Raw genomic sequence first — 18,008 nt, 5'->3', positions numbered from 1 at the left:
TTCGGGAACCGATTTTGGGAACGCCTCTGAAGTGCGCTAATCTTTCGGTGCAGCGAACGAGCGGCTATAGCTCAGACGGTTAGAGCGCTTCCCTGATAAGGAAGAGGCCCCAGGTTCAAGTCCTGGTAGCCGCACCGCCCAGACGGCCCGGCCGGAGGATTCTCCGGCCGGGCCGCTGCTTTTGCCGCGCCTTCGCCGCGCCTTCGGCGGGGCGGGAACCGCGGGCCCGGTGCGATTCGTTGGGAAGAGGCGGGAGTTGAGCTCCGCCGGGCGCCTCCGTACGGGGTGTTGCCCGGCGCGGGCTAGATAACCGATCGGTATCGACCGGTGTGTATCATCGGCCGACAAAGGGTCCCCTACGTCAACGAAAGACGAGGTCGCGCGGTGAAGAAGCTTCTCCTGGTCGCACTGGCCGCCATCGGCGGGCTCCTCGTGTACCGCCAGATCCAGGCGGATCGCGCCGAGCAGGATCTGTGGACGGAGGCGACCGACTCCGTGCCCGCAGGTTCGGGTGTGTGAGCACCACACAGCACAGACAGTTCGTATGGACCCCGGTTGCCCAAGGGCGGCCGGGGTTTCGTACGTACCGGGGCCGGGCGGAGCCCTGTGAGTTTGCCATCGCACACGAGTAATTTGCGGCAGCGAATCATCTGGTGGTGACGCCGGGGTCCGGGGTGGGACCGGCAGGACGCGAGGGGGACGACGAGGACATGGCACGACCACCACGCAGCACGGTGACGCTGGTCGGAGGGGTGCTGCTGGCGCTGGCCGGGGCGGTGGTGCCGGCCGCCGCGGCGCCCCCGTCGCCGGCCGGCGGTGGCGGGGCCACGGACGCCCGGTCGCCGGTCCGCCAGGTGCAGCGCGACGGCCAACTCGCCGCGCGGGGCTACCGGTTCCAGGGGCGGCCGATCCGCGGCGCGACCGGGCAGCAGGGCGCGCCCGCCCTCTCCCCGGGGCAGTATCTGGACAGCATCGGGCCCAACGAGAAGCGGTACTACGCCGCCGATCTGGACGCGGCGTCGGCCGCGGACTTCTCGGCGACCGCGGTGCCGCCGTCCGGTGCCTCCGTCGATCTCGTCGACTCCCTCACCACCAAGATCGTCCGCAGTGGGAGCGGCACCTGCGACTCGGCCGCCGCCATGTTCGGGCAGCGGGAGGGCGCCGCCCCGCTGACCTCGGCCGTCAGCCGCGTCCCGACGCGGAGCGGGACCGGCACCTGCGATACGGCAGGGCGGTATCTGCTGGTGGTCGAGCGCCACGCGGCCCATGGAGCGGACGCCGCGCGCTGGCCGGTCGAGCTGATGTTTCACGTGGAACATCCGCTGGCGAAGGGCGCCACCCCCGCACCGCCGGCAGCGGACTACGGCGCCGGCGGCAAGGACGCCGCACTGCCCACCACCGCGCCCCGGGACGCCGCCGGCGGCACCGGCTTCAACGACGCCCGGCCGCTGGGCCCGGGCGTCTGGCGGGACCGGATCCTGCCCGGGCAGACGCTCTGGTACAAGGTGCCGGTCGGCTGGGGCCAACAGCTGCGGTACGACGTGGAGTTCGCCGGCGCACCGCGGTCCGGCCACGGCTCCCCCTACTCCTTCGCCGGCACCCAGGTCTACACGCCGTTCCGGGCGCCGGTCGGCAACGGCACCGGGGTGTTCAACCCGCAGGTCCCGTACAACGGGCGGGCGGCCTCGCTGAGCATGGGCACGGTGCCGGTCTCCTGGACCAACCGCTACGAGGCGCGGTCCAACATCAAACCCGCCCACGCCGCGGGCGACTTCACCATCGCGGTGACCCTCGGCGCCCGGGCCGCCGAGATCGCCAAGGACGCGCCGGTCGGTGTGGTGCTGCGGGTCGCCGTCCTCGGCCGGGCGGAGGCCGGACCGGAGGCGGCCGCCAGGAGCCGGGCGGAGGGCGGCGGTACGGGCTCCCCGGGCACGGGCGCGACGGGCGGCTGGCCCGCGATCCGGGTCGCCGGGGTCTCCGTCGGCGTGGTGGGCGTCCTGCTGCTCGCGGGCCTGGGGCTGTCGTACGTGGTGGCCCGGCGGAAGGCCGGGGCGTACGGGCGGGGGTGAGCGGGCGTCGGGCGGCGCGGTGGCCGACGAGGTGCGGTGGCGCGGTGCGCGCCGGCCGGCAGCCCGGCGAACGTCCTCAGCCGGCCAGCAGCGCCCAGACGCCGATGGCGATGCAGAGCAGCGCCACGATCAGGACCGGGACCGCGACCTTCGGGGGCGGTCCCGGTTTCCGTACCGGGCCTCCCGCGGGAGCCGGCACGGGCGCCCCGCCCGCCCCGGTCGTTCCGGTGGTTGCGGCCGGGGGCCGGTCCGGAAGCGGGGGCCGGCCGGCGGTGTACGGGCGGGTCGCCGGCGGCGCCGGGACGGTTCCCCGCGGCGGGGTGCCCACCGGGGGCGGCCCGGGCGGCGGCGGAGGCAGGGACGGCGGGGTGCTCGGTGGCGGCGGCACCGCGGGCTCCGGCGGCGCGAGGTGGAAGCCGGCGGTGCCGGGGCGGGAGCCGGGCCCGGGATCCGAGCCGGGGGCCCTACCGGCACCTGCCCCCGTCCCCGTACCGAAGGCGCCAGTGCCACCGCCGGCCCCGGAACCACCGCCAGGCACCCAGGGACCACTGCCAGGGGCCCCAGGATGCCCACCAGGCGCCCCCGGCCGACCGTCACCAGGCCCAGTGGCCCCACCAGCCCCACCGGGCTCAGGAGAGCCACCCGCAGCCGCACCGGGACCGGCGGCCGCCACCGTCGTGCTGCTCCCCGTGGCGCCGTCCCCGCCCTCCGCCGGGCGCAGCGGCCCCTCCGGTCCGAAGCCGGCCGGCAGCGGCCCGATGTGGTCGAAGACCTCGACGACCTCGTCCTCCAGCGTCAGCTCCGGCAGCAGCTCGGCCGCCGCCAGCAGCGCCTTCCGCGCCCCCGTCGCGGTCTTGAAGCGCGCGTCCGGATCCGGGTGCAGCAGCGACGCCAGCACCTGCCACAGCGGCTCCGGCACGTCCTCGGGGGCGTTCGGGATGCCGCCGTGGTCCAGGAACCGGCGGACCAGCGCCTCGGTGTCCGGCTTGGCGCCGGTGAGCAGGCTGAGCGCCACCAGCCCGGCCGCGAACAGGTCCGCCGGGAAGTCCGGTTCGGCGCCCAGCATCTGCTCCGGCGCGAAGTAACCGGGCGTCCCCACCACGTAGTTGGCCTCGGTCAGCCGCGGCTCGCCCTTGCGCATGGCGATGCCGAAGTCGGACAGCCGCAGATGCGGGCGGCCGGTGCCGGTCGCCTCCAGCAGGATGTTCGCCGGTTTGATGTCCCGGTGCACCACGCCCTCGGCGTGCACCGCGGTCAGCCCGGCCAGCAGCTGGTCCATCAGCGTGCACACCAGCCGCGCCGGCAGCGGGCCGTAATCCCCCGTCAGATGGGCCAGCGACCCGCCGTGCACCAGGTCCATGGTGAACAGCACCTGGTCGTCGTCCGCGGCCCAGCTCGCCGGGGCCAGGACGTGCGGATGGTCGATCCGCAGCGCCTGCTCGCGGACGAAGCGCAGCAGGGTGTGCGCATCGCTCTGCTGCAGCACCTTGGCCGCCACATAGCGGCGGCGCCGGTGGTCCCAGGCGCGCCAGACCGCGCCCACTCCGCCCCGTCCGATCGGGTCCACGAGCTCGTACCGACCGGCGAAGATCTCACCCATTGCGCCCCGTCCGCCGCTGGATCACGTCTCCGTACGGCCAACTCCCCGGTGGCCGGCCGCGGTTGTCAGCTCTGGTGCGACTCGTAGTGGGCCACCGCGTCGGCGGTGCGGCCGGCACCGTAGACCCGCAGGAACTCCGCGAGTTCGGGGTGGGTGGCGGCGAGGCTGTTCGCCGCGTCGATGATGTCGCCGGCGTCGGAGACCGACCGCAGCAGCGACTGGATCTCCCGCACCACCCGGCGCACCGTGGTGGCCCCCGTGGACGACGTGGTCTGCGCGGTGTTGTTCAGCACGGATCCGCCCGCCGTCTTCTTGATCTCCTCCATCCGGTCGGTGGCCTCGGCGGCGCTGACACTGCCGTCCGCCACCTGGCCGGCCAGCTCCTGGAGCGCCTGGACCCGCTGGACCACCGCCGGGTTGCCTATCTTGGCGCGCTGCCCGCTCATCAGCTGGGACAGCATCGGCGCGGAGAGCCCGAGTACGGCGGCCAGCCGGGCCTGGTTGAGGCCGAGATCGTCGATGAGCCGGCGGAACAGCGCGCCCAGAGGTTCGCCGTACCAGCTGCGCTGGAGCTCCCGGGCCCGCGCGGTGGCTTCCTGCTGTGCTGCGTCCATGCCGTCTCCCCTGTATCCCCGATCGCGCTTCGCTGCCGCGAATCTCGCGGAGCATCCTACGGAGAGCGACCGTGCGCGGCGATACCCGGTCGGGAAAGCGGCCCGACACCGGGTACCCTGTTCGGCGAAGGGGCCTTAGCTCAGTTGGTAGAGCGCTGTCTTTGCATGGCAGATGTCAGGGGTTCGACTCCCCTAGGCTCCACCCCCTACCCCTCTGACCTGTGGATACGCGGTCGGAGGGGCTTTTTGCATGCCGGTGCCCGGGCCGGCCGGCGCGCGATCGCCGGGCCGCGTCGGCGCCCCCAGGCATACGCCACCGGGCCGCGCCCCCTGGCAGGGGCACGGCCCGGTAGTGGCGGTGGCGGGGTCAGGCCGGGGTGTCGCCGTCGCGGTCGCCGGAGTCCTTTTCGTCCTGCTTGGCCTGGACATCGGGGGCGAGCGGGCTGCTCTGGCTGCCGTCGACGGAGCTGAGGTGGGCGCGGTCGCCGACCTCGGTGGGGGCCGGCGGCTCGACCAGCCAGTCCGGGTTGGCCTGCTTGTCCCACCACTTCCAGGCGGCCACCGCGCCGGCCGCGAGGACACCCAGCAGGGCCAGCCGCTTGGCGGCCCGGCCGCAGGCGCACCGGCGGCGCTGCTTCTTCTGGAGCTTGGCGATCTCCTCGGCGGTCACCTGGCCGCGGAGCGCGGCCAGCGCCGCGGCGCCCCGGGCGAGCGCCTCGTCGCGCACCGGCTCGGCGGCCGCGCGGGCACCGGCCACCGCGTTCTCCAGCCGCGGGGCGGTGAACTCGGCGGCCTGCCGGGCCGCCTTGCGGGTGCGGCGGGCCGCCTTGGCCGCCGCCGCGTCCACCTTCGGCGGCAGCGCCCCGCGGGCGTGCTCGATGCGCGGGGCGACGTGGCAGCCGTACTGGGCACGGGCCTGGTGGGCGGCCTCGGCGACCTTGGGGGCCAGCCGGGCGCGGGCCTCGTGCGTGTAGTGGACAGCGGCGTCCTTGGCCGTACCGGCATAGGGAGCCACCACCTCCGCTGCGTGCCGCACGCCGTCCTTTGCCGTGTGGGTCGCGGCGCGCACGCTGTCCTTGCGGGTCACGGGGATCCTCCTCCTCGGTGGTGTCCGGGTCCGGGGGCTGCTTCCCCCTGTGCTGTGTCGCCTGTCCACCCGATTGACGAGCATGCCCGCTTCGTACGCGTACGGCATGCGCGGGCGGGCATCCGGGTCATTGCGGACCTTCCGGAGTCTTGTGACGACAATGCCACGCGGTGCTCGTCCCACGCGGGAAATCAGTGCGACGTGCCACAAGAGGTGGCGGCCCGGCAGCCGGTACCCGCTTCATGCGAGGATCGGGGACCGTCAGTGAAGACTTATGGAAGGTAGACCGTGGCTGAGCAGCTGTACGCCACCCTGAAGACCAACCAGGGCGACATCGAACTCCGGCTCCTGCCGAACCACGCCCCCAAGACGGTCAAGAACTTCGTCGAACTCGCCAAGGGCGAGCGGGAGTGGATCGACCCCAAGACCGGGCAGCCGACCACCGCCCCCCTCTACGACGGCACCGTTTTCCACCGCGTGATCAGCGGCTTCATGCTGCAGGGCGGTGACCCGCTGGGCAACGGCACCGGTGGCCCCGGCTACCAGTTCGCCGACGAGTTCCACCCCGACCTGGCGTTCAACAAGCCGTACCTGCTGGCCATGGCCAACGCCGGCCCGGGCACCAACGGCTCGCAGTTCTTCATCACCGTCTCCCCGACCGCCTGGCTGACCGGCAAGCACACCATCTTCGGTGAGGTCAGCAACGAGGCCAGCAAGAAGGTCGTGGACGCCATCGCCGAGACCCAGACCAACCCGCGCACCGACCGCCCGGTCAACGACGTGGTCATCGAGTCGGTGGTCATCGAGACCCGCTGAGCGGTTTGACGCTCCCCGGGTGGTCCGGGGAACCATCGCGCCCCGTCCGGTCGTAGATGAGGAAGACGGGGCGCGCAGCGTGTCGCGGGGCGGGGCCGGGCGACGGCGGGCGGGCGTGCGGCTCGCCGCCGGGCGGCGCGCGCCGGCGCCCCGGTGAGCAGGAGGACGAGGGGACCCATGGACCAGCCAGGCAGCCCGCAGGAGCCGCAGCACGCGCACGGCCACGACGGCCTGCCCGGCTGCCACCGCCATCCCGACCGCCCGACCGGCATCCGCTGCACCCGCTGCGAGCGGCCGATCTGCCCGGAGTGCATGGTCAGCGCCTCGGTCGGCTTCCAGTGCCCGGACTGCGTCCGCACCGGCGGCGGCGCGGGCCCCGCCCCGCGGGCCAGTGCGCCGCGCACGATAGCCGGCGGCGCGGTCACCGCCGACCCGCGGCTCATCACCAAGATCCTGCTGGGCCTCAACGTCGCGCTCTTCCTCGCGGTGCTCGCGAGCGAGCAGTCCGGCTTCGACCTGGTCGGCCGGCTCGACATGCTCGGCCTGGCCGTCGACCCCAGCCGCTACCAGTGGGTGGGCGTCGCCCACGGCGAGTGGTACCGCCTGCTGACCGCGGTCTTCCTGCACCAGCAGTTCGCGCACATCGGCTTCAACATGCTCTCGCTGTGGTGGCTGGGGCCGCCGCTGGAGGCGGCGCTCGGCAGGCTCCGCTTCACCGCGCTGTACCTGCTCTCCGGGCTGGGCGGCAGCGCCCTGAGCTACCTCCTCGAGGCGCAGAACCAGCCCTCGCTGGGCGCGTCCGGAGCGATCTTCGGGCTGCTGGGCGCCACGGCCGTGCTGATGCGCCGGCTGCGCTACGACATGCGGCCGGTGCTGATCCTGCTCGTCCTCAACCTGGCCTTCACGTTCCTGTGGCCGAACATCGCCTGGCAGGCGCACGTCGGCGGGCTGGTCGTGGGCGCCGCGGTGGCGTTCGGGATGGTGCACGCGCCGCGCGAGCGCCGGGCGCTGGTGCACGCCGGGGCGTGCGCGGTGGTGCTGCTCGCGATCGTCGCCGTGGTGTGGGTACGGACCCTGCAACTGACCGGCTGAGGGTCCGCTCCCCGCGTTGTCCACAGTGCGTGGCGGATCTTGTGCATGCTGTGCGGAAACCCGCCTCGATGCCGTACGCTACGGCGTTTTCGCAGGCAGAAGCGGGGATGGCGGCCGGCCGGTGGGCCCGCCGCCGGTCACACCGGCGTCAACCCCCAGAGGGTTATCCACAGATCTTCTGAAGTTTTCCCCGGCTGTGGATAACTGTGTGGATGGCCTTGGGCAGGACTTGCGCTACGCCCCCTTAAAGCCCCGCGCTACTTCCACTGCGTGGAGACGCCGAACCCCACCGCGATGAAGCCGAACCCGCACACGATGTTCCAGTTGCCCATCGCCTTGACCGGCAGATCGCCCTCGGAGACGTAGAACAGCACGATCCACGCGAGCCCGATCAGGAACATCGCCAGCATCAGCGGCGCGACCCAGCCCCGGCCGGAGTTCAGCTTCAGGCTGGTGGTCTTCGCCGGCGGCGGCGTGAAGTCGTCCTTCTTGCGGATCCGTGACTTCGGCACGAGGAACTCTCCTGTCGATGTGCTGCTCCCCCCGCTCTCCACGGCGAACGGGCGGTCCCCCCACCGCGCGGAGCGGTACCGGACGGGAGCCAGGGTACGGACACGAGGGGAACGGATTTCCTTCCCGGGCGTCCGTTAGCGTAGTGCGTCCGCGGCGTCGTAAGGAGTAAGGGTACGTTGAGCACCACCGCCGGCTCCCCCGGGCGCCCTTCCCGCCCCCGGCTCCGCCCCGTCCGCCTCCTCACCCTCGTGGTCTTCGCCCTGGCCGGTCTGCTGTTCTGGCTGAGCTTCGACACCGCCCGCGGCACCAACCTCCGGTCCGACGACTCGATGCTGCGGCTCTCCGACCTGATCCAGGAACGCAGCCACAAGAACGGCCTCCAGGACGAGCGCAACGCCGGCCTGCGCGCCGAGGTCGATGCCCTGGCCCGCCGCGACACCGCCCCCTCCGCCGGCGCCGAGGCCCGGCTCAAGGCGCTGGAGAAGAGCGCCGGCAGCCGGCCGCTGACCGGTCCCGGCCTGACCGTCACCCTCACCGACGCCCCGCCGAACGCCACCCCGAAGATCCCCGGCATCCCCGACCCCCAGCCCAACGACCTGGTCATCCACCAGCAGGACCTCCAGGCCGTGGTCAACGCCCTCTGGCACGGCGGCGCCAAGGGCATCAAGGTCATGGACCAGCGGCTGATCTCCACCAGCGCGGTCCGCTGCGTCGGCAACACCCTGATCCTCCAGGGCCGCGTCTACTCCCCGCCCTACAAGATCACCGCGGTCGGCGACCGGGACGCCCTCAGCCGCGCCCTGACCGCCTCCCCGGCCATCCAGAACTACCTCCAGTACGTCAACGCCTACGGCCTCGGCTGGAAAGTCGACCAGCACGAGGCGGTGACTCTCCCCGGCTACTCCGGCACAGTGGACCTGCACTACGCACAGCCTGTGAAGCCGTGACCCGCGCCCCGCGGGACGGCGGGGAGGGGCGGCCGGATGACGGTGCGGTGGATCGTACGGACGGCCAGCGAAATCTGCGTCACCGCCGGCACCCTGATCGTCCTCTTCGTCGTCTACCTCCTCTACTGGACCGGCGTACGGGCCGACAGCGCCATGGACGGCGAGATCGGCCGGCTCCAGGACCAGTGGGCCGCCGGCCCGGTCGCCGCTGCTGGAACCCCCGCCCCGGCGCCCGCGCCCGCCGCCCCGCCCCGCCGCTACGCCCCGGGCCGCTCCTTCGCCGTGATGTACATCCCCCGCTTCGGGCCGGACTGGGCCAAACCCGTCCTGGAGGGCACCGGCACCGAGGTGCTCCAGCGCGGCCTGGGGCACTACGACCGCACCGCCCGCCTCGGCGCCACCGGCAACTTCGCCGTGGCCGGCCACCGCCGCACCTACGGCGACCCGTTCAAGGACTTCCCCCGGCTGCGGCCCGGTGACGCCGTGGTGCTCACCGACGGCACCACGTGGTTCACCTACCGCGTCGACAACCGCCCCTACACGACCCTGCCCACCGACACCGGCGTCCTCGACCCCGTCCCCCAGGAGTCCGGCTACACCGGCCCCGGCCGCTACCTCACCCTCACCACCTGCGAACCGGAATGGGGCCACAGCCACCGGCTGATCGCCTGGGCCCACCTCGATTCCACCCAACCCGTCGCCCAGGGAAGGCCATCGGCTTTGCCCGGCTGACCCACCCGCCCGCAGCCTCTCCCCTTACTCTGGTGTCGCAATCGACATCGTCAACGGCATCGGCAAGGGGACAGCGACAGCATGTACGGCTGGATCTGGCGGCATCTGCCGGGCAACACGTGGGTGAAGGCGCTGATCTCCGCGGTGCTCGTCCTGGCGGTGGTCTTCGTGCTCTTCCAGTGGGTCTTTCCGTGGGCGGAGCCGCTGCTCCCCTTCAATGACGTCACTGTCGACCAAGGGATGGCAGCCACCCGATGACCGCGCGGATTCTCGTCGTCGACAACTACGACAGCTTCGTCTTCAACCTCGTCCAGTACCTCTACCAGCTCGGCGCCGAGTGCGAGGTGCTGCGCAACGACGAGGTCGCCACGCGCCACGCCCAGGACGGCTTCGACGGGGTGCTGCTCTCGCCCGGGCCCGGTACGCCCGAACAGGCCGGGGTCTGCGTCGACATGGTCCGGCACTGCGCCGCCACCGGCGTCCCGGTCTTCGGCGTCTGCCTGGGCCTGCAGTCGATGGCGGTCGCCTACGGCGGCGTGGTGGACCGGGCGCCGGAGCTGCTGCACGGCAAGACCTCGCCGGTCCACCACGAAGGCGCCGGGGTCTTCGCCGGACTGCCCTCGCCCTTCACCGCCACCCGCTACCACTCCCTGGCCGTCGAGCCGGGCACCGTCCCGGACGAACTGGCCGTCACCGCCTGGACGGAGGCCGACGACGCCCCGGGCGGCCGGATCATCATGGGGCTGCGCCACCGCGAACTTCCCGTCGAGGGCGTGCAGTTCCACCCCGAGTCGGTGCTGACCGAATGGGGACACCGGATGCTGGCCAACTGGCTGGTGGAGTGCGGCGACCAGGGAGCGGTGGAGCGTTCGGCGGGGCTTGCCCCGGTGGTCGGCAAGGCCGGCGCGTGACCGACCTGCGCCCCGAGCGTGAAGGGCGGCCCTACGAGCCGCACGGGGAGCAGCCGTACGCGCCGCACGAGCCGTATCCGCCGGCCGCCGGCGCCCACCGGCGGACCGACGCGTTCGAGGCGGCGGTGGAGCGCCTGGACGACCCGCTGAACGACCCCCTGCCCGGCCCGGCCGCGACGCCCCTCCCCGACCCCTACGAGCCGGAGCGGCCGGCTGCTGCCGCCGCCGATGGCGGAGCGGGCGGGGGAGCGGCCGCGGCGGGCTCCCCGTGGTTCCGGCCCCACCAGCCGCCGGCGGCCGGCCCGCCTCTGGTTCAGCCACCGGCCCCGCCGCGCCCGGCCGCCCGGCACCGCAGGCCCGGCCCCGACGACACCCCGCAGGTGGCGGACCCGTACCGCGGGCCCGGCCCGGACGCCGACGCCTACGGCCAGGTGTCCGGCGGGCTCGGCACCGGCGCCTACCCCGCGCCCACCATCCGTCCCGGCACCTCGATACCCGGGCCGTACGGCGCCCCCGAGGGCCTGACCGCGCCCCTCCCCAGGATCTCCCCGCTGCTCCCGGCGCCGCCCGCGCCGACGGCGGCGGCCGGTTCCCCGTCGCACCGCGACGACGAGACCATGGCGCTGCGCCAGGCCGGACCGCGCGGCGCCGGCGGCGTCCCGGGCGATGTTTCACGTGAAACCGCCGCCCATGTTTCACGTGAAACCAGCCCCTACGTTTCACGTGAAACCGGCCTCGATGTTTCACGTGAAACGGGCGCGCATGTTTCACGTGAAACCAGCAGCCCCGGCGACGCCGATGTTTCACGTGAAACCGGCTCCGCGACAGCCGTTTCACGTGAAACATCGCCGCTGCCGGCCACCGGCGGCCGCGCGGCCCGCCGCAAGGCCGCCCAGGCAGCCACCCGACGCGGCGGCCGCCACGGCCGCCGGGGCACCCGCGCCGCCGCCCCGGCCACCGCCTCGGCCGCCGAGGCACCCAAGCCCCCCATGACCCGGGTCGAGGCCCGCCGCGCCCAGCGCGCCGCCAAGGACAGCCCCGGCCTGATCGCCAGCCGCGCGCTGGGCGAGGTGTTCATCACCCTCGGCGTGCTGATGCTGCTGTTCGTCACCTACCAGCTGTGGTGGACGAACGTGATGGCCGACGAGGAGGCGGGCGGCGCCGCCACCACCCTCCAGCACGAGTGGGAGAGCGGCCGCGGCGAGAAGAAGAACCTCGCGGACGGCGAACGCTTCGGGATCATGTACATCCCCAAGCTCGACATGAAGGCGCCGATCGCCGAAGGCATCGAGAAGAACACGGTCCTCGACCACGGCATGATCGGCCACTACGGCGCCAGCAGCGGCATCAAGACCGCGATGCCCTGGGACAAGACCGGCAACTTCGCCGTCGCCGCCCACCGCAACACCCACGGCGAGCCGTTCCGCTACATCAACCGCCTCACCAAGGGCGACAAGATCGTCGTGGAGACGCAGAACGCGTACTACACGTACGAGATGGAGAGCATCCTCCCGCAGACCTCCCCGAGCAACACCAGCGTGATCGGGCCGGTGCCGCCGGGGTCCGGTTTCACCGGTCCGGGCCGGTACATCACCCTGACCACCTGTACCCCGGAATTCACCAGTACCTTTCGGTTGATCGTCTGGGGCAAGATGGTCGACGAGCGGCCGCGGAGCAAGGGCAAACCGGAAGCGCTCGCCGGCTGAGCGGACAACTAAAAGGGGTGCGACGCGGTGACTGCCAGCGGAATCGACGAGGACAACGACCGGCCCGCGACGCCACCGGCGCCGCCCCGACGCGGCCGGCACATCGCCGCCGCGATCGTCAGCGTCATCGGTGAACTCCTCATCACGGCCGGCGTGATCATGGGCCTGTTCGTCGTCTACTCGCTGTGGTGGACCAACGTCCTCGCCGACCGCGAGTCCCACCAGCAGGGCGACCAGGTCCGCAAGCACTGGGCGGCGAAACCGGGCCCCAAGGGCCCGGGCGAGCTGGACACCAAGGACGGCATCGGCTTCCTGCACGTACCGGCGATGGATAACGGCGAGGTGCTGGTCAAGAAGGGCACCGACCCCGACGTCCTCAACGAAGGCGTCGCCGGCTACTACACCAAGCCCGTCAAGTCCGCCCTCCCTCAGGACGCCACCGGCAACTTCACCCTCGCCGCGCACCGCGACGGCCACGGCGCGAAGTTCCACAACATCGACAAGCTCAAGACCGGCGACCCGATCGTCTTCGAGACCAAGGACACCTGGTACGTCTACAAGGTCTACGCGACCCTGCCGCAGACCTCGAAGTACGACGTCAGCGTCCTCGACAAGATCCCCGCGGAGTCCGGCAAGCACCGCGCCGGCCGCTACATCACCCTCACGACCTGCACCCCGGTCTACACCTCGGAGTACCGCTACATCGTCTGGGGCGAGCTGGTCCGCACCCAGAAGGTCGACGCCGACCGCACCCCGCCCGCCGAACTCCGCTGACCCCGGCCCGCCCCCGCACACGGCGGAGCCCCGGCCGCCCGCCAAGGGCCGCCGGGGCTCCGCCGTATCCGCGCCGTATCTGCCGTACGGGCCGCGACCGTCCTGACGTCAGTGCTTCTTGCCGCCCCAGCCGAACGGTCCGCCGAAGATACCGCCGTCGTTGTTCCCGCCGTTGTCACCGTTGTTGCCGCCCGCGGTGGTCAGCTTCACGGGCGTCGACGCCGGGTCGGCCTGCGTCCCCGGCTGCGGGTCCACCGCCATCACCATCGCGTTGTCGTCCTGCGGACTGCCGTCCGCGAACTGGATGTTGGTGAAACCGGCCTGCTGCAGGATCTGCTTGGCGTCCTTCACCTTCTTGCCCCGCACCTCCGGGACCGCCGTCTGCGCCGACTTGCCGACCGTCAGCGTGATCGTCGAGCCCTGCGCCACCTGCTGGTTGCCGCCGGGGGACTGCGCGACGACCTTGCCGTTCTGCGCCGGGTCGGTGACGTTCTGGTCCGGCCCCCGCTTCACCGTGAAGCCCAGGTCCTGGAGCTGCTTCTGGGCCGCCGGGAAGTCCCGCCCGGTGACGTCCGGGACGGTCGCCTTCGGCGCCGCCTTGGCCACCGACAGCGTGATCGTCGCGTCCTTGGCGGCCTCGCTCTCCGCCTTCGGGTCCTGCGCGATGACGGTGCCCGGCGTGGCGTCGGACTCCTTCGACTCCTGCTGGATGTCGGTGAAGCCCTTGGCCGTCAGCATCTGCTTGGCCCGGTCGAAGGTGTACCCCGTCACATCCGGCACGGGGATCTTCACCGCACCCGAGCACATCGTGACGGTGACCGTCTCACCCTTGCCGATCGTGGTGTCGGCCGCCGGGGACTGCTCGGTGATCTGCCCCTTCTTCGCGTTGTCGCACGGCTTGCTGTCACCCTTGACGACCTTGAAGGAGCTGTTCTCGCCGTAGGACTTGGCCTCCGCCAGCGTCTTCCCGACGAGGTTCGGCACCGGGACGCTGTTGTTCTTCTTGCCGGTGAACATCGCCTTGCCGATGAAGATCGCACCGACCAGCACCAGGATCGCCGCCACCACCAGCAGGATCGTCGAGACGTTGCTCTTCTTCTGCCCGCCGCGCCGCCGGTCCCCGCGCTCCTCGTAGCCGTAGCCCCCGTCGTCCGGGTTCATCGGCGGCAGCATCGTGGTCTTCGGGCCGCCCGGGTCCTGGGCCCGCAGCATCGTGGTGGGCTGGTCCTGCTCGCCGTAGCCGCCCGCGCCCATCGCGGTGGTCGCCGCGACCGGCTGCCCGTCCAGCGCCGCCTCGATGTCGGCGCGCATCTCATCGGCCGACTGGTAGCGGTAGTCCGGGTCCTTGACCAGCGCCTTCAGCACGATCGCGTCCATCTCCGGCGTGATCTCCGGATCGAACGTGCTCGGCGGCTGCGGCTCCTCCCGCACATGCTGGTAGGCCACCGCCACCGGGGAGTCCCCGACGAACGGCGGCCGGACCGTCAGCAGCTCGTACAGCAGGCAGCCGGTGGAATACAGGTCGGAGCGGGCGTCGACCTGCTCGCCCTTGGCCTGCTCCGGCGACAGGTACTGCGCGGTGCCGATCACCGCGGCGGTCTGCGTCATGGTCATACCGGCATCGCCCATGGCCCGGGCGATACCGAAGTCCATCACCTTGACCTGGCCGGTCCGGGTCAGCATGACGTTGGCCGGCTTGATGTCGCGGTGCACGATGCCGGCCCGGTGCGAGTACTCCAGCGCCTGGAGCACACCGATCGTCATCTCCAGCGACCGCTCCGGCAGCAGCTTCCGGCCGGAGTGCAGCAGCTCCCGCAGCGTGGAGCCGTCCACGTACTCCATGACGATGTACGGGATCGACACCCCGTCGACATAGTCCTCGCCGGTGTCGTAGACCGCGACGATCGACGGATGGTTCAGCGAGGCGGCCGACTGGGCCTCACGGCGGAACCGGGCCTGGAAGGACGGATCACGGGCGAGGTCCGCCCGCAGCGTCTTCACCGCCACGGTGCGGCCCAGGCGGGTGTCATGCGCGAGGTAGACCTCCGCCATGCCACCACGGCCGAGCACCGAGCCCAGCTCGTACCGGCCGCCGAGGCGACGCGGCTCTTCCATAAGCTTCTCCAGCCCTCTCCGTCAGTCCCGACCGCACCCGTGCGTGGTCCGGCGGTGTGCTGTCCGGGCATACCGTACCCGGCACGCCGTACCGGACCGGGCCGGAGCCGAAACCTGATATCTGACCGGTACCGCCATGACCGGCGTCACCGCTCGCCTTCGATGACCGCCTCCATCACGCTCTTCGCGATCGGAGCGGCGAGCTTGCCACCGGCGATGTCGCCGCGGAGGGTGTCCGACCCCTCGATCACGACGGCCACCGCGACCGGGGTGCCCTTGCCGGTCTTCGCGTACGAGATGAACCAGGCGTACGGGTTGTCCTTGTTGTTCTCACCGTGCTGCGCCGTACCGGTCTTGCCACCGACCGTCACCCCGTCGATCTGCGCGTTGGTGCCCGTGCCCTCCTTGACCACGGTCTCCATCATGCTCTGGATCTTCTGGGCGTTCTCCGGGCTCAGCGGCCGGCTCATCTCCTGCGGCGTGTGCTGCTGGACCACGTTGAGGTTCGGCGCCACCAGCTGGTCGACCATGTACGGCTTCATCAGCTTCCCGCCGTTGGCGACCGCCGACGCGACCATCGCCATCTGCAGCGGCGTGGCGCGGTTCGACGCCTGCCCGATACCCGCCATCGCGTTCTGCGGCCGGTTGTCCTTGGGGTAGACGCTCTCCGCCGCCCGCACCGGCGTGTCGATCTTCGGGTTGTTGAAGCCGAACTTCTCCGCCTCGGCCTTCATCTTCGCGTTGCCGAGATCCGCGCTGATCTTGCCGAAGACGGTGTTGCACGACCACTGGAGCGCCACCCGCAGCGTCGCGTTCTCGCAGGGGATGTTGCCCTCGTTGTTCAGCGGCTGGTGCGCGGTGTCCGGCAGGATGTACGGCACCGGCGAATCGGTCTTGGTGTCGACATCGTGGTACAGCCCGCTCTGCAGCGCCGCCGACGCCGTGACCACCTTGAACGTCGAGCCCGGCGGGTATGTCTGCCGCAGCGCGCGGTTCAGCATCGGGTCGTCGGGGTTGTTCTTCTTCAGCAGCGCGTTGTACGCCTCGGCGTCCTTGTTGCTCATCCCCGCGAACGTCGACGGGTCGTACGACGGCGTGCTGGCCAGCGCCAGGATCGCGCCGGTCTCCGGGTTGAGCGCGACCACCGCGCCCTTCTTGTCCCCCAGCCCGTCGAACGCGGCCTTCTGCGCCTTGGCGTCGAGGGTGGTGACGACGTTCCCGCCCTTCTGCTTGCCGCCGGTGAACATGTCGACCGTGCGGCTGAAGAAGAGCCGGTCATCGGTGCCGGTCAGGATCGCGTCGTTCAGCTTCTCCAGCTGGTTGGAGTCGAACGCCTGCGACGCGTAGCCCGTCACCGGCGCCCACATCTTGCCGTTTTTGTACGTCCGCTTGTACTTGAAGTCGCCGCTGGACGTGGTCGTCGACCCGGTGATGGCCTTGCCGTCGACGATGATGTTGCCGCGCGGCGTGCTGTACCGCTCGATCGCCACCCGGCGGTTGTTCGGATCGTTCTTGAGCTGGTCGCTCTGCACGAACTGCACCCAGTTGACGCGGATGAGCAGGGCGAGGACGAGCAGGCCGCAGAAGACCGCGACCCGTCGCAGGGGCTTGTTCACGGGCGGACCACCTGGGTCATCTCGGCGTCGGTGGAGGGAGCGGGGGCGGGCGCGGGGCGGCGCGCGGTGTCGCTGATCCGCAGCAGGATCCCGACCAGCGCCCAGTTGGCGATCACGGACGAGCCGCCCTGCGCCAGGAACGGCATCGTCATACCGGTCAGCGGGATCAGGCCCGTCACACCGCCGGCCACCACGAAGACCTGCAGCGCGAACGCGCCCGACAGGCCCACGGCCAGCAGCTTGCCGAACGGGTCCCGCGCCGCCAGCGCCGTACGGATACCCCGCTCGATCAGCAGGCCGTACAGCAGCAGGATCGCCATCAGCCCGGCCAGACCGGTCTCCTCGCCGACCGTGGCGAGGATGTAGTCGCTCTTCGGGGCGATGCCGCCGATCAGCCGCGAGTAGCCCTGGCCCAGCCCGGATCCGAGGATCCCGCCGGAACCGAACGAGTACATCGCCTGCGCGGTCTCCGTGACACCGCCGTTGAGCAGTTGCAGCGGGTGGAGCCAGTTGTCGACGCGGACCTTGACGTGCGACTCGAACGTGGCCACCGCGACCGCGCCGCCGCCGCTCAGCAGCAGGCCGAACACGATCCAGCTGGTCCGCTCGGTCGCCACGTACAGCATGATCACGAAGAGGCCGAAGAACAGCAGCGAGGTGCCCAGGTCGGTCTCGAAGACCAGGATCATCAGGCTCAGCGCCCAGATCACCAGGATCGGCCCCAGGTCCCGGCCGCGCGGCAGATACAGGCCCATGAAACGCCGGCTGGCCAGCGCCAGCGCGTCCCGCTTCACCATCAGGTAGCCCGCGAAGAAGATCGCGATGATGATCTTCGCGAACTCGCCCGGCTGCAGCGACCCGACCCCCGGAATCGTGATCCAGATCCGCGCGCCGAACCGCGCCGGGAAGAAGATCGGCGCGATCAGCAGCACCAGCGCGACCACCATCGAGATGTAGGTGTAGCGCTGCAGGACCCGGTGGTCCTTCAGGAAGATCAGCACGCCGAGGAACAGCGCGACCCCGAGCGTCGACCACATCAGCTGACCCGGCGCCATCGCCCCGCCCAGCTGCGGCGTGCTGATCTGCGGCTCCTGGTCCAGCCGCCAGATGAACACCAGCCCCAGGCCGTTCAGCAGCGTCGCGATCGGCAGCATCAGCGGATCCGCGTACGGCGCCCACTTGCGGACGACGAGATGCGTCACACCCGCCAGCAGGCCCAGCCCCAGCGTGTAGCCCAGCGCCCCGGCGGGCACCGAACCGTCCTTCGCCAGGCCGACGTTGACATACGCGAACACCGGGATCAGCACCGCGAAGACAAGCAGGGCCAGCTCGGTGTTACGGCGACTCGGGGCGGCGAACGTGCCCACGGTCGTCGTGGTCGTTGTACTGCTCATGAAATCTCCGGCCCCCTACGCC

General features: G+C 71.5%; 17 protein-coding genes and 2 tRNA genes. 12 read left to right on the top strand and 7 right to left on the bottom strand.

The window, feature by feature from the left end:
• The first annotated feature begins 60 nt into the window (after positions 1-60).
• From ADL22_RS11760 to ADL22_RS11755, 3 genes are all read left to right on the top strand, one after another.
• Positions 61-134: transfer RNA gene (locus ADL22_RS11760), tRNA-Ile, on the top strand.
• A gap of 250 nt (positions 135-384) precedes the next feature.
• Entirely contained in the window at positions 385-519 is a 135-nt protein-coding gene (locus ADL22_RS33780) for a DLW-39 family protein (RefSeq protein WP_003958712.1), read from the top strand.
• A gap of 191 nt (positions 520-710) precedes the next feature.
• On the top strand, positions 711-2,069 hold the full coding sequence (locus ADL22_RS11755) for a hypothetical protein (protein ID WP_159048611.1): 1,359 nt from the start codon (positions 711-713) through the stop codon (positions 2,067-2,069).
• A 76-nt stretch (positions 2,070-2,145) separates the two neighbouring features.
• Here ADL22_RS11755 and ADL22_RS11750 read toward each other — a convergent pair whose 3' ends face one another.
• Positions 2,146-3,669 (bottom strand): serine/threonine-protein kinase, encoded by a 1,524-nt coding sequence (locus tag ADL22_RS11750; protein WP_066976846.1) that lies wholly within the window; start codon positions 3,667-3,669, stop codon positions 2,146-2,148.
• Positions 3,670-3,734: 65 nt separating this feature from the next.
• A complete protein-coding gene (locus ADL22_RS11745) occupies positions 3,735-4,283 on the bottom strand; it encodes a helix-turn-helix domain-containing protein (protein WP_066976843.1) in 549 nt (182 codons plus the stop codon).
• Between the two features lie 129 nt (positions 4,284-4,412).
• On the opposite strand from ADL22_RS11745, the gene ADL22_RS11740 reads away from it, so the two are divergent.
• A tRNA-Ala gene (locus ADL22_RS11740) sits at positions 4,413-4,485 on the top strand.
• Between the two features lie 165 nt (positions 4,486-4,650).
• Here ADL22_RS11740 and ADL22_RS11735 read toward each other — a convergent pair.
• Positions 4,651-5,370 carry a DUF5324 family protein gene (locus ADL22_RS11735; protein ID WP_066976840.1) on the bottom strand — a complete coding sequence of 240 codons (720 nt, stop codon included), beginning with the start codon at positions 5,368-5,370 and terminating at the stop codon, positions 4,651-4,653.
• Between the two features lie 288 nt (positions 5,371-5,658).
• Between ADL22_RS11735 and ADL22_RS11730 the strand changes: the two genes are divergently transcribed.
• Positions 5,659-6,186: a peptidylprolyl isomerase gene (locus ADL22_RS11730; protein ID WP_066976837.1), complete on the top strand. Its 528-nt coding sequence runs from the start codon at positions 5,659-5,661 to the stop codon at positions 6,184-6,186.
• A 177-nt stretch (positions 6,187-6,363) separates the two neighbouring features.
• Complete coding sequence (locus tag ADL22_RS11725) at positions 6,364-7,278, top strand: rhomboid family intramembrane serine protease (RefSeq protein WP_066976835.1); 915 nt, start codon at positions 6,364-6,366, stop codon at positions 7,276-7,278.
• A 257-nt stretch (positions 7,279-7,535) separates the two neighbouring features.
• Here the strand turns inward: ADL22_RS11725 and crgA are convergent, their stop codons facing one another.
• A complete protein-coding gene (gene crgA, locus ADL22_RS11720) occupies positions 7,536-7,790 on the bottom strand; it encodes a cell division protein CrgA (protein WP_066976832.1) in 255 nt (84 codons plus the stop codon).
• A gap of 177 nt (positions 7,791-7,967) precedes the next feature.
• Between crgA and ADL22_RS11715 the strand changes: the two genes are divergently transcribed.
• From ADL22_RS11715 to ADL22_RS11695, 6 genes are all read left to right on the top strand, one after another.
• Positions 7,968-8,738, top strand: a complete 771-nt coding sequence (locus ADL22_RS11715) for a DUF881 domain-containing protein (protein ID WP_066976830.1) — start codon at positions 7,968-7,970, stop codon at positions 8,736-8,738.
• A 36-nt stretch (positions 8,739-8,774) separates the two neighbouring features.
• Entirely contained in the window at positions 8,775-9,470 is a 696-nt protein-coding gene (locus ADL22_RS11710; protein WP_066976827.1) for a class E sortase, read from the top strand.
• 81 nt (positions 9,471-9,551) lie between these two features.
• Positions 9,552-9,728: a hypothetical protein gene (locus ADL22_RS35715; protein ID WP_199836276.1), complete on the top strand. Its 177-nt coding sequence runs from the start codon at positions 9,552-9,554 to the stop codon at positions 9,726-9,728.
• Positions 9,725-10,381 carry an aminodeoxychorismate/anthranilate synthase component II gene (locus tag ADL22_RS11705; protein WP_066976824.1) on the top strand — a complete coding sequence of 219 codons (657 nt, stop codon included), beginning with the start codon at positions 9,725-9,727 and terminating at the stop codon, positions 10,379-10,381. The genes ADL22_RS35715 and ADL22_RS11705 overlap by 4 nt, the downstream gene beginning before the upstream one ends.
• On the top strand, positions 10,378-12,087 hold the full coding sequence (locus ADL22_RS11700; protein ID WP_066976821.1) for a class E sortase: 1,710 nt from the start codon (positions 10,378-10,380) through the stop codon (positions 12,085-12,087). Before ADL22_RS11705 ends, ADL22_RS11700 begins: the two co-directional genes overlap by 4 nt.
• 27 nt (positions 12,088-12,114) lie before the next feature.
• Positions 12,115-12,861, top strand: a complete 747-nt coding sequence (locus ADL22_RS11695) for a class E sortase (RefSeq protein ID WP_066976817.1) — start codon at positions 12,115-12,117, stop codon at positions 12,859-12,861.
• 108 nt (positions 12,862-12,969) lie between these two features.
• Here the strand turns inward: ADL22_RS11695 and pknB are convergent, their stop codons facing one another.
• From pknB to ADL22_RS11680, 3 genes are all read right to left on the bottom strand, one after another.
• The gene (pknB, locus tag ADL22_RS11690) at positions 12,970-14,976 is read right to left on the bottom strand and encodes a Stk1 family PASTA domain-containing Ser/Thr kinase (RefSeq protein WP_066976815.1); all 2,007 of its coding nucleotides are present in this window, start codon (positions 14,974-14,976) and stop codon (positions 12,970-12,972) included.
• A gap of 146 nt (positions 14,977-15,122) precedes the next feature.
• Positions 15,123-16,592: a peptidoglycan D,D-transpeptidase FtsI family protein gene (locus ADL22_RS11685; RefSeq protein WP_066976812.1), complete on the bottom strand. Its 1,470-nt coding sequence runs from the start codon at positions 16,590-16,592 to the stop codon at positions 15,123-15,125.
• A complete protein-coding gene (locus tag ADL22_RS11680) occupies positions 16,589-17,986 on the bottom strand; it encodes an FtsW/RodA/SpoVE family cell cycle protein (RefSeq protein WP_066976810.1) in 1,398 nt (465 codons plus the stop codon). Before ADL22_RS11680 ends, ADL22_RS11685 begins: the two co-directional genes overlap by 4 nt.
• Between the last annotated feature and the right edge of the window lie 22 nt (positions 17,987-18,008).

The sequence above is a fragment of the Streptomyces sp. NRRL F-4489 genome (assembly GCF_001509485.1).
In the GTDB taxonomy this organism is placed as follows: domain Bacteria; phylum Actinomycetota; class Actinomycetes; order Streptomycetales; family Streptomycetaceae; genus Streptomyces.
This window is presented reverse-complemented; position numbering and strand designations above follow the sequence as displayed.